Origin of the sequence: Caldisalinibacter kiritimatiensis (genome assembly GCF_000387765.1) — a bacterium.
Lineage (GTDB): Bacteria > Bacillota > Clostridia > Tissierellales > Caldisalinibacteraceae > Caldisalinibacter > Caldisalinibacter kiritimatiensis.
The window spans coordinates 25,702-41,043 of sequence record NZ_ARZA01000105.1; the positions used below are offsets into that span (position 1 = coordinate 25,702).

A 15,342-nucleotide genomic window follows, 5' to 3' on the forward strand; every position below is an offset into this window, starting at 1 on the left:
CTTACAGAGAGGGAAGTGCCAAAGGCTGAAAGCCTTCCTAAGATATGGTTAGTTGAAAACTATCCCGGAGTGGTACCTGAAACTTCAATAGAGGGTAAGGGTAACGTTAATCGCGTTAAGATTTAATGAGTATAAATTAGGGTGGAACCACGGGAGTAACCTCTCGTCCCTAGACAAGTGTCTAGGGATGAGAGGTTTTTTATTATATATAAGAGGAGGGTAAACGATGGAAATGGTTAAGATTACTTTACCAGATGGTTCAGTTAGAGAGTATCAAAAGGGAATTAAAGTTATAGACATTGCTAAGGATATTAGTGAAGGTTTAGCAAGAGTTGTTGTAGGAGCTAAAGTAAATGATGAAGTAGTAGGGTTAAAAACTGAAATTGATGAGGATTCTAATGTAACGCTTTTAAAATTTAATGATGAAGATGGAGCAGATATATTTAGACACACTAGTACTCATATTTTAGCACAGGCTGTTAAAAGATTATTTCCGGACACTAAATTAGCCATAGGACCAGCAATAAAAGACGGTTTTTATTATGATTTTGATACAGAGCATAAGTTTACACCAGACGATTTAGAAAAAATAGAAAAGGAAATGAAGAAAATCGTAAAAGAAGATTTAGATATAGAAAGATTCGAATTAGATAGAGATGAAGCTATTAAATTTTTAAAAGATAGAGGAGAAGATTACAAGGTAGAGTTAGTAGAAGATTTACCTGAAGATGCAGTTATATCTTTTTATAAACAAGGAGAATTTGTAGACCTTTGTGCAGGTCCACACTTACCAAGCACTAAAAAAGTAAAAGCTTTTAAACTTTTAAGTGTTGCAGGAGCTTATTGGCGTGGAGACGAAAATAATAAGATGCTTCAAAGAATATATGGAACTTCATTTGAAAATAAAAAAGATTTAAAAGAGCATCTAGAGAGATTAGAAGAGGCTAAGAAAAGAGACCACAGAAAAATAGGTAAAGAATTGAAATTGTTTACAGTACTTGAAGAGGGCCCAGGCTTCCCGTTCTTTTTACCTAAGGGTATGGAACTTAAAAATAAGTTGCTGGAATATTGGAGAGAAGTTCATAAAAAGGCGGGATATGTTGAAGTAGAAACTCCTATTATCTTAAATAAAAAATTATGGGAGACTTCAGGGCACTGGTATCATTACAAGGAAAATATGTATACTTTAAAAATTGATGATGAAGATTATGCTATAAAGCCTATGAATTGTCCTGGTGGAATGTTAATTTACAAAAATGAAATGCGTTCATATAGAGATTTTCCAATGAGAGTTGGAGAAATAGGTAGAGTTCATAGACATGAACTATCAGGAACATTACATGGTTTAATGAGAGTAAGAGCTTTTACTCAAGATGATGCACATATATTTATGTTACCAGAGCAAATTAAGGATGAGATAAAAGGAGTTGCTAAGTTAGTAGATGAGGTTTATTCTACATTTGGATTTAAGTATAATGTAGAGCTATCTACTAGACCAGAGGATTCTTTAGGTACAGATGAAGAATGGGAAATGGCAGAAACAGCTTTAAAAGAAGCATTAGACGAATTTGGATTAGAGTATAAAGTGAATGAAGGCGATGGAGCGTTCTATGGACCTAAGATTGACTTCCATTTAGAAGATTGTTTAGGAAGGACTTGGCAGTGTGGTACAATACAGCTTGACTTCCAATTGCCAAGAAGATTTGAGTTAACTTATGTAGGTAAGGATGGAGAAAAACATAGACCAGTTGTAATCCATAGGGTTGTATTTGGTAGTATAGAGAGATTTATAGGAATATTAATTGAACATTTTGCAGGAAAGTTCCCAGTATGGTTAGCACCTGAACAAGTAACTATTTTACCTATATCAGATAAATTTAATGATTATGCTTTAGAAATACAGAATAAGTTAGAAGAAAAAGGCATAAGAGTAGAGGTTGATACTAGGTCTGAAAAGATAGGATATAAGATAAGAGAAGCTCAACTTCAAAAAATACCTTATATGTTAATAGTAGGAGAAAAAGAAGTGGAAGAAGGAACAGTTTCTGTTAGGTCTAGAGACGAAGGAGATACTGGCTCATTAAAGGTTAATGAGTTCATAGATAGACTTATAGATGAAGTAGAAAACAAAAAGTAAATACTATTATGATAAACAAAAATGCCATCTGAATATCAGATGGCATTTTAATTTGCTGTTTCAAGAGGAAATTTGTATTTTTCAAATATTAAATCTAATTCTTCTTTTTCTATCACTTCATGTTCTAGTAGATAATCAGCTATTTCAGAGATAACTGCCTGGTTTTCCTTTATTATTATTAATACTTCTTCGTAACATGTATCTACAATTTTTTTTATTTCATTTTCAATTTTATCAATACTATACTGTATATATTGGTCATTAATTGATATGTTACCTAAAGCACTCATGCCGTAGCTACATACCATTTCTTTAGCGATTTGAGTAACTTTTTTTATATCATCTTTAGCGCCAGTTGTTACTTCATTGAAGAAAACCTGCTCTGCGGCTCTTCCACCTAGAAAAACTTTTATTTTAGATAGGAGCTCTTCTTTTGTTTGTAAATACCTATCTTCATCTGGGAATTTTAAAACATATCCTAATGCTTGCCCTCTTGGGACTATAGAAATCTTTTGTATCATTTCTACATTTAAAACTTTACCAACAGTTGCGTGTCCTGCTTCGTGATGGGCTACTATGTTTTTTTCTTTTAATAGAACTGATGGATTTTTTAGTTCTAATCCTGCAATACATCTTTCAATTGCTGAATTAAAGTCATTGATATCAATTTTTGATTTTTCTTTTCTTACCGCTATTATAGCTGCTTCATTGGCTATATTAGCTAATTGAGCTCCAGAAAAACCATGTGTCTTTTTAGCGATGTCTTTAATATCGATAGATGAGTCTAAAGGTTTATTCTTTGTGTGGACTTTAAGTATTTCTTCCCTTGCTTTTACATTAGGATTTCCCACATACATATGTCTATCAAATCTACCGGGTCTTAGTAGAGCCTCATCTAGTAAATCTAATCGATTAGTAGCTCCTATAACTATAATTGTATTATTTTTATTAAATCCGTCCATTTCAACAAGTAATTGATTTAAGGTTTGGTCTTTTTCATTATTACTGTCAGAATTTCTTTTACTGCCTATAGCATCTATTTCATCTATAAAAATTATACTAGGAGCTTCCTTTTTAGCTTTTTCAAATAAATTTCTTATTCTCTTTGCTCCTACACCAACATATTTTTCAACAAATTCAGAACCACTTGAATACAGAAAAGTAGAGTTGGTTTCTCCAGCCACTGCTTTAGCTAACAAAGTTTTTCCAGTACCTGGAGGACCGTGAAATAGAACACCTTTAGGAATAGTTGCTCCCATTTTCAAGTATTTTTCTGAGTGGTTAATGAAATCTATAATCTCTTGCAATTCTTCTTTTATTTCATCAAGACCGGCAACATCATCAAAAGATATGTCTGGTTTGTTATTTTCTTTAGATTTTTCTTCATTTTTTTTCTTCTCGGTACTTATTGCAGCAGGAACTAATTGTGGATTATTATCTAGTTTAATGTAATATATAAATAATCCTATGGTTACTAAAGTTATAAAAAAAATGTCCCCTGTATTTAAAGCTTTAAAGCTTAAAGCAGGAAAAAATCTACTGGAAATCATTAAAGATGTAAAAATTAGGTTTATAATGAATAAAAGAAAGATAATTTTCTTTTTCAACATGTTACCCACCTTTATTTATTTTTATTAAAATATAAGTTATATCTTAAGATGTTTTTAAGTTATTTATGATTAGTTTAACCAGGTTTGCATATTAATATAAGATAGATAGAGATTCATGGTTAAGGAAAAATTTACAAAAACAAAACATGAAAATGCATATGGAAAATAATGTTTTAAAAAGTATTTAGTTATTATATAATAAACTTGAAATTAATATTAAGCGTTTTTTAGCTTATACAAAAATATAGGGAGGCAATATTATGAAACTTGAAAGTTTAGTTGAGAGTTATAAGAATGAAATAGTGGAAAGTGTTAAGAAAATAGTTAGAATAAAAAGTGTAGAAGGACAAAGCAGACCAGGTATGCCTTTTGGTGAAGGAGTAAATGAAGCATTAGAATATGCACTTAAATTATCGGAAAAACTAGGTTTCAAAACAAAAAATTTTGAAGGATATGCAGGACATGCAGAATTTGGAGAAGGAGATAAAACAATAGGAATTTTAGTCCATTTAGATGTGGTACCTGAAGGAGATAATTGGACTTATCCTCCTTATGGTGCTGAAATACACGATGGTAAAATATTTGGAAGAGGAACTATTGATGATAAAGGTCCAGCAATTGCAGCAATGTACGCAATGAAAGCAGTAAAAGAAAGTGGTTTACCGATAAATAACAAAATAAGAATTATCTTCGGAACAAATGAGGAAAGTGGTTGGAAAGGAATAAATTATTATTTAAGTAAAGTTGATGCTCCAGATTTAGCTTTTACTCCCGATGCTGATTTTCCAGTAATACACGGTGAAAAGGGTATAGTAGATATAGTTTTAAAGAAAAAGTTCAACAATAAATGTAATGATGACATAATAATTAAAAGTATAAAAGGTGGAAACAGACCTAATATGGTTCCTGATTTATGTAGAGCAGTAATTGAGGTTAGTGATGATAAAAAAGATAATGTATTAAATACCTTTGAGCAATTTATTAAGAACACAGGATACAATATAGACCTAGAAGATAATGGTAATACTTTGATTGTTGTTTCAAAAGGTAAATCTGCCCATGGTAGTACTCCAGAGGAAGGTAAAAATGCAATTTCTCAACTAATGAAGTTTTTAAATGAAATTGTTTCGGGAGAATGTGAGATATGTGAATTTATCAAGTTTTATAATGACAAGATTGGAATGGAATATAATGGAGAGTCTATTGGATGTGGATTAGAGGATGATGTTTCAGGAAAATTAACTTTTAATGTAGGTGTAATTGATTTAAGTGAAGATAAAGTTGAAGTAGCAGTAAATATCAGATATCCGATAAAACATGATAAAGAAACAATATATAATGGTATAAAGGAAGTAATTAGTGAAATGGGAATAAAGATTGAAGAAAAAGACCATCTAGCACCTATATATTTACCTGAAAATCACTTTTTAGTTGAAAAATTAATGAAAGTTTATAGAGAAGTAACAGGGGATAATGAAAGTAAGCCTATAACTATAGGTGGGGGCACTTATGCTAGAGCTATGGATAATGCAGTTGCATTTGGAGCATTAATGCCTGGTCAAGAAGAACTGGCGCATCAAAAAGATGAGTACATATCAATAGAGCATTTAATGGATATTACTAAGATATATGCGAAAGCTTTGTATGAGTTGGTTAAATAAGTAGGACTGGGTATATTTGGTCATACAACGTACGAAATGACGTGAAAATAGACGTAAAATGGAACGCAAAAGGAAATGAAAAAAATACTGCGCTTTCCAAGACGTCATTTTGTGCGTTGCTTTGCTATATTCTTAACCTAGAATTAATGTCTAGAAGCTAATAGCAAAAAGAAATACTTGAGTAGTTTTAAAAATTAACTGTTGACAAACTTTTATTATTCGAATATAATATAACAAGTAAAACAATAAAGTAGAAGTATCCGCTTCTCACCCTATAGCATGAGCTCATAGGGTTAATATGGTGGCTTGCTTATGACGCATAAAGAAATGGCGTTTATGCATAAGTATGTTTAAGTAAGGCCTATTGTGAGAGTGCGGATAGTTCAATACTATCCTTTTTTTATTGGTAAAAGATTTTAGGAGGTGTCATGCAATTAAAGAGCTTCAGATTAATGGCCAAATTAGAGCTAAAGAAGTGAGAGTTGTAGATAGTGATAGTAATCAGCTAGGTATAATGCATATAAAAAAGGCGCTATCAATAGCAGAAGAAAAGAAGTTAGATTTAGTGAACGTAGCACCAAATGCAAAACCACCAGTATGCAAGATAATGGATTACGGTAAGTATAAGTATGAACAAGCTAAAAAGGAGAAGGAAGCAAAGAAAAAGCAGAAGGTAATTAACATTAAAGAAATTAGATTAACTCCTAATACTGAAGAACATGATTTAAAGGTAAAAGCAAAGAAAGCTTGTGAATTCCTAAAAAAAGGAGACAAAGTTAAGGTCTCAGTTAGGTTTAGAGGTAGACAACTTGGACATACTGACCTAGGAAAAAATGTATTAATGAAGTTTGCAGATTTAACTTCAGATTATTCAGTAATAGATAAAAAGCCTAAAATGGAAGGTAGAAATATGACAATGTTCTTGAGTCCAAAAAACTTATAATAACTGAGGGGAGGAATTCAAATGCCAAAAATGAAAACTCATAGAGGAGCAGCAAAAAGGTTCAAAAAAACAGGTAAAGGAAAAATAAGAAGAGCTAAAGCATATAAAAATCACTTTACTGGAAAGAAAAGTGCTAAGAGAGTTAGAAATTTAAGAAAAGGCGGATTAGTAAACGATAGCGATCAAAAAAGAATTAAGACATTACTACCATACTAAAAGAATTATATGAGGGAGGTAAAAACAGATGGCTAGAGTAAAAAGAGCAGTAAATGCGAAAAAGAAACATAAAAAAGTACTTAAGCTTGCTAAAGGTTACTATGGTGCAAAAAGTAAGCTTTTTAGACCAGCAAATCAAGCTGTAATGAAGTCATTACAATATGCTTATGTAGGACGTAAATTAAGAAAGAGAGATTTTAGAAAGTTATGGATTACAAGAATTAACGCTGCTGCAAGACAACATGGAATGTCTTATAGCAGATTTATAAATGGTCTTAAGAGAGCTAATATTGAAATAAACAGAAAAATGTTATCTGAAATGGCTATCCATGACCCAGAAGGGTTCAAAAAATTAGTAGAAATAGCAAAGGAAAACTTAAACTAAAAGTTCCAATTATGGAGCTTTTAGTTTTCTAAATTTTTTTTGAATAGTAAAAGAATTTTTGATGCACCAAATAATAATGTTGAGTATAATAATGATAATTGTATATAATAAAAAAAGAAAAGCGGCCAATACAGGCCGTCTTTATATTAATTATCTTAACTTTTAAAATTAGGAATAAAATGGTATAATATTAAAATAATAAAATATATCTAATTTTAAACTTATAAATGATGTAATGGGGATGATAGCTATTAGTGTTTTAAACAGAATTGATAAATTAAAACTCAATCCAGCCCAAGTGCTTGTATTGGGATTTGCAGCTCTTATTTTGATAGGAGCAACGTTACTTAATTTACCTATATCGTCTGTGAATGGGGAAAGTATAGGCTTTGTTGATGCATTATTTACATCTGCATCGGCAGTTTGTGTTACCGGTTTAGTGGTTGTTAATACAGCTCAACATTGGTCTATATTTGGAAAAGTAATAATATTAATTTTGATTCAAGTAGGCGGTTTAGGTTTAATGACTATGGCAACATTAGTTGCATTAGTTTTAGGAAGAAAAATTACTTTAAAAGAGAGATTAATAATACAAGAAGAATTAAATTCAACTACATTATCAGGCCTTGTAAAGCTAACAAAGTATGTTATTATCTCAACAGCTGCTATTGAAGGGATAGGAGCAATTTTTTTAGCAATAAGATTTATACCTAAATATGGTGTAATAAAAGGAATATGGTTTTCGATATTTCATGCAATATCTGCTTTTTGTAATGCGGGATTTGATTTAACGGGAGAAAGTATGGTACCATTTGTAGAAGATGTTGTAGTAAATCTAACTATAATAGCATTGGTTATTATAGGAGGACTAGGATATTTTGTTTATTTAGATATATCAAGAAAAAAATCATTTAGGAAGTTTTCTTTACATACAAAGCTGGTATTAATAATTTCAGGTATTTTACTTTTAATAGGATTTTTGTTTATATTTATATTAGAATATAATAATCCAGAAACTTTGGGAAAACTATCTTTTAAAGGCAAAATATTAGCTGCAGCATTTCAATCTATGACTCCAAGAACTGCAGGTTTCAATAGTATTGATACAGGAGCTGTTACTGATTCAGTTGCATTTTTAACAATGATTTATATGTTAATTGGAGGTTCACCTGGTTCAACTGCAGGTGGAGTTAAAACTACAACAATAGGTGTATTAGTGATTGCTATTATATCGGTTATTAGAGGTAATGAAGATGTTGAAATATATAGAAGAAGGATTCCACATGAATTAATATATAGAGCATTAGCTGTTACAGGAATAGCTGTTGCTATAATTACAGGTGTTACAGTTATCTTATCAATTACTGAAAGTGGACCTGACGTTACATTTTTAGATGTATTATTTGAAACTTTATCAGCATTTGGTACTGTAGGGTTAAGTAGAGGATTAACACCTAAATTGAGTATATTAGGTAGGTTAATAATAACATTTACTATGTTTGTAGGTAGAGTTGGTCCATTGACAATGGCTTTTGCATTTGCTAAAAAGAGAAGGGAAAAGAAAGGAACTTATAGATATCCAAAAGAAAAGATTTTGGTTGGATAGGATGGTGAAAATATGAGACAATTTGTTGTGATAGGCTGTGGAAGATTTGGGTCTAGTGTTGCTAAAACACTTTATTCTTTGGGGTATGATGTTTTAGCAATAGACAAGGATGAAGAAAGGGTACAAGAATTATCAGACTCAGTAACACATGCTGTTCAATCTGATGCAGTTGATGAAAATGCATTAAGAACTATAGGTATTAGAAATTTTGATGTGGCTATAGTTACCATTGGATCAGATATTCAAGCTTCAATAATGGGTACATTGATAGCTAAAGAACTAGGTGTTAATACAGTTATTGCAAAGGCACAGAGTGACTTGCATGCAAAAGTATTATACAAAATAGGAGCTGATAGAGTAGTATTTCCTGAAAGGGATATGGGAGTAAGAGTAGCTCACAACCTAGTGTCATCTAATATACTTGATGTTATAGAGTTAGCACCTGATTATAGTATTGTAGAAATTGCTGCAATGGAACAATGGGAAAACAAAACTTTAAGGGAGTTACAACTTCCAAATAGATATGGGATAAGTGTTATGGCTATAAAACACGGAGAAGATATAAACATTTCTCCCTATGCTGATGATGTTATTAAAGAAGATGATGTTTTAATTGTAATGGGAAATAATAAAGACCTTAAGAAGCTAGAGAGAAAGAGGTAATAAATATATATGGAACAACTAATTACTAGTAAATCCAATCAGATAGTTAAACATGTTAAGTCACTGCATAAGAAGAAAAAAAGATGGAATTCTAAAAATTATTTCATAGAAGGTATAAGAGGAGTAAAGGAAAGTATTATCTCAAAGGGTCAAATAGAATACATATTATATAGTGACTCATTATTTAATGTAAAAGGTGGAAAAGATTTATTTAATTTAATAATAAATAATGGATATAAAGTTTTTCATATTTCTGAAGAAATTTTAAAATATATTTCAGATACACAAAATTCACAAGGAATTATTGCAGCGTTAAAATTTGATATAAAATCATTAGAAAATATTTTAATAGATAGAGGAAACTTCTTAATTTTATTAGATAGAGTCCAAGACCCAGGTAATATTGGAACAATTATAAGAACAGCAGATGCTTTTGGTGTTAGTGGAATTATATTAACAAACGGATGTGTTGATGTCTATAATCCCAAAGTAGTTAGGTCAACTATGGGTTCTATATTAAGGGTACCTATTGCTTTTGAAAGGGATATAAACAATACTTTAAATAAGTTAAAGGAAAGGAATATAAAGATTGTTTCAACTGCTTTAGATGCAGAATATTATTCCTATGATTTCGATTTTACAAAAGATTTTGTACTAGTGGTAGGCAATGAAGCTTCAGGCGTATCTAAAGATATACAAAATCAATCGGATTTTAATGTTAAGATACCTATGATAGGAGAAACAGAGTCATTAAATGTAGCAGTGGCAACCAGTATTTTAATGTATGAAGCAACAAGTCAAAGGAAAAATTTACAAATAAATAGATAAATTAAAAACATATAGTCCTTGTCATTTATTTTACTGCATGCTATAATTTAGGTAAATAGCCGCAGAGGGGTGTAAACCTGATGATAGATGCTAATTTGTTTTGGAAATTATTTGAGCTAACTGGTTCTATAACTGCATACTTGATGTATAAAAGTTTAGTTACAAAATAGATATAGATAAAAGTAATGATGGAGAAGAGTAAGTATTGGATGTCTACAGAGAGGAAGTGCCTTGGCTGGAAGCACTTCTAGATTTGAAGATACTGAAGTTCGCTCCTGAACTGCTGAGTTGAACTACTAGTAGGCTCAGTCGGCTAAGTCCGTTATTATTGAGAGTGACTTGACTTTAAGTCAAGTAAAAAGAGTGGTACCGCGAATAACCTTCGTCTCTTTGAGATGGGGGTTTTTTATTTTGAGTGTTTAATTTTTATGGGGGTAGGCTAAATGGATATATTGGTTTATTTAACAAGCTTTGCGGTTTTTTTCTTAATATATTTTGTATTAAATTTTTTGATTAATAAACTTAGACGTAATGAGAAAAATAAAAAGACAACAAGAGATTTATTAAAAAAGTCATTATTAGCTAGTATTTTATATATTATAGTTTTATTAGTAGCAAAAAGTATAGGATAATAAAGTTACGAAAGGAGTGCTTTGATTGAAGGAGAAATTATTACAGATAAAAGAAAATGCTTTAAAAGAGCTTTCAGCAAGCTCAAGTTTAGATGAAATTGAACAGATAAGAATCAAATATTTAGGAAAAAAAGGTGAGTTAACCCAGGTGTTAAGGTCAATGGGTAAGTTATCAAAAGAAGAAAGACCTATAGTTGGTAAGATGGCTAATGAAGTAAGAGGTGTAATACAAAAAGAATTAGAAGAAGTTAAAGAAAGAATAAAAACTGATATTAAAAAATCAAAATTAAAAGAAGAGAGAATAGATATTACTATGCCAGCCAGAGAAAGAAAGCTAGGGCATAGACATCCTTTACATAAGGTTATGGAAGAATTAGAAGACATATTCATGAGTATGGGCTTTAGTGTTATACAAGGACCTGAAATAGAAACTGTATATAATAACTTTGATGCTTTAAATTCCCCAGAAAACCATCCGTCTAGAGATTTATCGGATACATTTTATATTACAGAAAATATACTTTTAAGAACCCATACATCTCCAGTACAAATAAGGGCAATGAAACAAATGGAACCGCCTTTAAGAATAGTATCTGCAGGTAGAACTTTTAGATTTGATGATGTAGATGACACTCATTCTCCTATGTTCCATCAATTAGAAGGATTAGTAGTAGATAAAAATGTTACAATGGCTAACTTGAAACACACAATCGACATGTTTGTTAAACAGTTATTTGGAGAGGAAATGAAAACTCGATTTAGACCACATTATTTTCCATTTACAGAACCAAGTGCAGAAGTTGATGTATCTTGTTTTAAATGTAAAGGAGAAGGTTGTGAGGTATGTAACGGTACTGGTTGGAGTATGGAGATACTTGGATGTGGAATGGTACATCCAAAAGTGCTTAAAAACTGTGGAATAGACCCAGATGAGTATAGTGGATTTGCATTTGGATTGGGTGTAGATAGAATAGCTATGGTAAAATACGGTATAAACGATATAAGATTATTATTTGAAAATGATATGAGATTTTTAGAACAATTTTAATAATTAAGGTTAAAGTTTTAAATTAAATATTCCTTAAAGAAAGGGAGGATAAATATGTTAGTGCCTGTAAAGTGGCTTAAAGAATATGTTGAAATAGATATTAATACTAAGGAATTGGCAGATAAACTTACAATGTCAGGTTCCCACGTTGATTCCATACAGAATATAGATAAAGGAGTAAAAAAGGTAGTAGTTGGGAAAATATTGGACATTAAAGACCATCCTAATGCAGATAAATTAATTATTACAACTATTGATGTGGGAGAAGAACAATTACAAATAGTAACAGGAGCAAAGAATGTCAATGTTGGAGATTATGTACCAGTAGCATTAGTAGGGGCAAAGTTACCTGGAGGTATGAAAATTAGAAAAACTAAGCTTAGAGGTGTTGAATCTTATGGTATGTTATGTTCACTTCAGGAGCTTGGTATCCCAGAAAGTCTAATACCAAAAGAAGCGAAAGATGGTATATACATATTTGATGAAGAGTATCCACTAGGTAAAGATGTGAAAGAAATAATGGGGATATATGGAGAAGTTATAGATTTTGAAATTACTCCTAATAGACCAGATTGCTTAAGTATAGTAGGGATGGCTAGAGAAACAGCAGCTACATTAGGGAAGGAATTAAAATATCCAAATATACAAGTTAAAGAAGAGATAGAAGATATAAATCAGTATGTAGAAAGTATAGAGGTAGTAGATAATGACCTATGCAAAAGATATTATAGTAAAATAGTAAAGGATGTAGAAATAAAGCCTTCACCAATGTGGTTACAAAATAGACTTATCGAAGCGGGAGTAAGACCTATTAATAACATTGTAGATATTACAAACTATGTGATGTTAGAGCTTGGTCAGCCTTTACATGCTTTTGATTTAGATAAGATTACAGATAATAAGATAATAGTAAGACGAGCTAAAGAAAATGAAAAGATAATTACTTTAGATGAAGTAGAGAGAGAACTTAATGAATCTATGTTAGTGATAGCTGATAGTGAAAAGCCTGTGGCTATTGCAGGTGTTATGGGAGGATTAAATAGTGAAGTATCAACGGATACTAAAACTATACTAATAGAATCTGCTAATTTTGATGGTAGAAATGTAAGACTAACATCAAGGGCAGTAGGCTTGAGAACAGAAGCATCAGCAAGATTTGAAAAGGACTTAGATCCTAATTTAGCAGAGCAAGCATGTAATAGAGCATGTCAGCTTATAGAAGAAATTGGTGCAGGTAAAGTAGTAGGCGGATATATAGATGTATATGAAGATAAAAACGAAAAAAGAACAATTACATTAAGACCAGAGAGAGTAGAGAAACTTCTTGGTGTATCAATAGAGATTGACAAAATGATAGACATCTTAAATAGTTTAGAAATTAATTCAAAATTAGTTAATGGTAAAATAGAAGCAGAGGTTCCTACTTTTAGACAAGATTTAGAGCTAGAAGCAGATTTAATTGAAGAGATAGGTAGAATCTATGGATTTGATAAGATTGAATTAAAGCCATTAGTTGGGACGTTGACAAGGGGAGAAAAAACTAAATTTAGACAAATAGAAGATAAACTTAAGTCTTTACTTATAGGATTAGGATTAAGTGAAATAACAACATATTCATTTATCAGTCCTAAGGCGTATGACAAAATAAAAATACCTGAAAATAGTATGAAAAGAAAATATGTTGAGTTAATGAATCCTCTTGGAGAAGACTATAGTGTAATGAGAACAACATTAGTACCAAATATGATGGAGGTATTAAGTAGAAACTATAACTATGGTGTAGAAAAAGCACAATTATTTGAAATAGGAAATACATTTATTCCTAAGGAATTACCAATAAAGGGACTACCATATGAAAATAGAGTAGTTTGTATAGGTATGTATGGAGATTTTGACTTCTTTGATATTAAAGGTGTAATAGAGCCTATACTTGATAGATTGGGTATATATAAATACGAGTATTTAAGAGAAGAAAAACATGATTCATTCCATCCTGGAAGAACAGCTAGTATAATAGCAGGTAATCATGTGATAGGAGTAATAGGAGAAATACATCCTGATGTATTAGAAAACTATGGAATGAAAGAAAGAGTGTATATTGCAGAATTAGACTTTGAATTGATAGCTTTCTTATCTAATTTAAAAAGACAATATAAACCACTACCTAAGTTCCCTGCAATAACAAGAGATATTGCAGTAGTAGTTGATGCAGAGGTAATGGTTAGAGAAATTGAGAAGGTTATTTTAGAAAATGGAAAGGGTATTGTAGAAAGCATAGAATTATTCGATGTATATACTGGAGAACAAATACCAGAAGGTAAGAAGAGTATTGCATATTCTATCACTTATAGGTCTTATGAAAAGACATTGACAGATGATGAAGTTACTAAAGTACATGATAACATAGTAAAAGAGTTAGAAGAGAAATTAGGTGCTGCTTTAAGATAAAAAGTCAGTGGGCTTTATCCCACTGACTTTTTATTAGCATTTACCTTTTGTTTTATATGGAATTATAGTATAATTATACCATGAACCTATAATTTATAACCTCAAATAGTAAAATTGAAGTTCGATGTTTTGTATTTAAGTGATATAGAAAGCCTATATAAACTAAAGACTATAGTTCTAAAAGTATTAATGTGTTTGCTTATATATAAGTTAATTTAGTAAACTTATTTATATAGAAATGTTAATTGAAATCTTGTATAATTGCTTATTGGAGATAAATATAGTTTATTATATTATTTTGTAGAGTGTAGAGGATTTATGTTGTATAATGAAAATAAGAAGGTTGGTTCAAAGGAGAGTGAAGCGTATGACCAACAGAAGAAAAGTTACCGTTAAAATAAATAATAATGAGTATACTGTTGTAGGAGAGGAATCTGAAGAATATATAAAAAGCATTGCTGAATTTGTAGATAAGCAATTCAAAGAGATATATGAGGGTAATGGTAAATTAACAAAGTTTATGTCTGCAATTTTGACAGCATTTAATATTGCTGATAAATATTATAGAACACATAAAGAATTGAGTGAGCTAAAAGAAGAGGTGGTAGAACCTTTAAAAGAGTTAGAATATATAAAGAAAGAATTAGAATTAAAAGAAAAACAATTAGAAGAAGCTCAAACTCAACGAGATAATTATAAAGAAAAGTTGTTTGAAGTAAAAAAAGAATTGGAAATTAATAGAAAAAAAGTAAAACAACAGGAGCAAGCTTTAAATTTAAAAGAAAATGAGTTACAAAAATCACAGAAGATTATAAACGAACTCCAAAATAAATTATTTGAAAATCAATTAGAATTAGTGCAAACCAAAAAGGAATTAAATGAATTTGTTAAGACAATTGATAAAGAGAAAATAAGTGAATTAGAATGAAAAGCTACTGTCTTACACAGAATAAATGTATAAATTATTTTGTATCTACAGTAATACATAATCATCTAGTGGAAGATTTTATATGTTCATAAAGAGCTATAGTAGTGTATTTTATAGTTATAGATGTAGTAATAATAATGAGTAAGATATCAACTGGAGAATTAGGGGCTTAAAAAATAAGGAGTGAAAACTCCTTTATTTTATTTTTAATTCTTCAACTGTAGCTATGTAAAGATA

General features: G+C 30.6%; 14 protein-coding genes and 2 other annotated features (1 of these 16 only partly in view). Of the genes, 13 read left to right on the forward strand and 1 reads right to left on the reverse strand.

Annotated elements, in window-relative coordinates:
* Positions 1-174: a binding site (T-box leader), on the forward strand; it begins 37 nt to the left of the window's first position.
* Positions 175-232: 58 nt separating this feature from the next.
* Complete coding sequence (gene thrS / locus L21TH_RS05110) at positions 233-2,137, forward strand: threonine--tRNA ligase (RefSeq protein ID WP_034429391.1); 1,905 nt, start codon at positions 233-235, stop codon at positions 2,135-2,137.
* 47 nt (positions 2,138-2,184) lie between these two features.
* On the opposite strand, the gene ftsH is transcribed toward thrS, so the two are convergent.
* Positions 2,185-3,747: an ATP-dependent zinc metalloprotease FtsH gene (gene ftsH / locus L21TH_RS05115; RefSeq protein WP_006310992.1), complete on the reverse strand. Its 1,563-nt coding sequence runs from the start codon at positions 3,745-3,747 to the stop codon at positions 2,185-2,187.
* A gap of 260 nt (positions 3,748-4,007) precedes the next feature.
* Here ftsH and pepV point away from each other — a divergent pair, with 260 nt between their 5' ends.
* From pepV to L21TH_RS05170, 12 genes are all read left to right on the forward strand, one after another.
* The gene (pepV, locus tag L21TH_RS05120) at positions 4,008-5,408 is read left to right on the forward strand and encodes a dipeptidase PepV (RefSeq protein ID WP_006310997.1); all 1,401 of its coding nucleotides are present in this window, start codon (positions 4,008-4,010) and stop codon (positions 5,406-5,408) included.
* A gap of 403 nt (positions 5,409-5,811) precedes the next feature.
* Complete coding sequence (gene infC, locus L21TH_RS05125) at positions 5,812-6,351, forward strand: translation initiation factor IF-3 (RefSeq protein WP_006310998.1); 540 nt, start codon at positions 5,812-5,814, stop codon at positions 6,349-6,351.
* Positions 6,352-6,372: 21 nt separating this feature from the next.
* On the forward strand, positions 6,373-6,567 hold the full coding sequence (rpmI, locus tag L21TH_RS05130) for a 50S ribosomal protein L35 (RefSeq protein WP_006311010.1): 195 nt from the start codon (positions 6,373-6,375) through the stop codon (positions 6,565-6,567).
* A 28-nt stretch (positions 6,568-6,595) separates the two neighbouring features.
* Entirely contained in the window at positions 6,596-6,952 is a 357-nt protein-coding gene (gene rplT, locus L21TH_RS05135; protein ID WP_006311022.1) for a 50S ribosomal protein L20, read from the forward strand.
* 235 nt (positions 6,953-7,187) lie between these two features.
* On the forward strand, positions 7,188-8,558 hold the full coding sequence (locus L21TH_RS05140) for a TrkH family potassium uptake protein (protein ID WP_006311023.1): 1,371 nt from the start codon (positions 7,188-7,190) through the stop codon (positions 8,556-8,558).
* Between the two features lie 12 nt (positions 8,559-8,570).
* On the forward strand, positions 8,571-9,221 hold the full coding sequence (locus L21TH_RS05145) for a potassium channel family protein (protein ID WP_006311024.1): 651 nt from the start codon (positions 8,571-8,573) through the stop codon (positions 9,219-9,221).
* Positions 9,222-9,230: 9 nt separating this feature from the next.
* Positions 9,231-10,049 carry a 23S rRNA (guanosine(2251)-2'-O)-methyltransferase RlmB gene (gene rlmB / locus L21TH_RS05150; RefSeq protein WP_006311025.1) on the forward strand — a complete coding sequence of 273 codons (819 nt, stop codon included), beginning with the start codon at positions 9,231-9,233 and terminating at the stop codon, positions 10,047-10,049.
* An 80-nt stretch (positions 10,050-10,129) separates the two neighbouring features.
* Positions 10,130-10,219, forward strand: coding sequence for a YqzL family protein (locus L21TH_RS14005; protein ID WP_081627914.1), 90 nt, complete (start codon positions 10,130-10,132; stop codon positions 10,217-10,219).
* Positions 10,220-10,225: 6 nt separating this feature from the next.
* Positions 10,226-10,442 (forward strand) — a binding site (T-box leader).
* 50 nt (positions 10,443-10,492) lie between these two features.
* Positions 10,493-10,681: a hypothetical protein gene (locus L21TH_RS05155; RefSeq protein WP_006311026.1), complete on the forward strand. Its 189-nt coding sequence runs from the start codon at positions 10,493-10,495 to the stop codon at positions 10,679-10,681.
* 25 nt (positions 10,682-10,706) lie between these two features.
* Positions 10,707-11,729, forward strand: a complete 1,023-nt coding sequence (gene pheS / locus L21TH_RS05160; protein WP_006311027.1) for a phenylalanine--tRNA ligase subunit alpha — start codon at positions 10,707-10,709, stop codon at positions 11,727-11,729.
* A 54-nt stretch (positions 11,730-11,783) separates the two neighbouring features.
* Entirely contained in the window at positions 11,784-14,177 is a 2,394-nt protein-coding gene (gene pheT / locus L21TH_RS05165; RefSeq protein ID WP_006311028.1) for a phenylalanine--tRNA ligase subunit beta, read from the forward strand.
* Between the two features lie 367 nt (positions 14,178-14,544).
* Complete coding sequence (locus tag L21TH_RS05170) at positions 14,545-15,105, forward strand: cell division protein ZapA (protein WP_006311030.1); 561 nt, start codon at positions 14,545-14,547, stop codon at positions 15,103-15,105.
* The last annotated feature ends 237 nt before the right edge of the window (positions 15,106-15,342 follow it).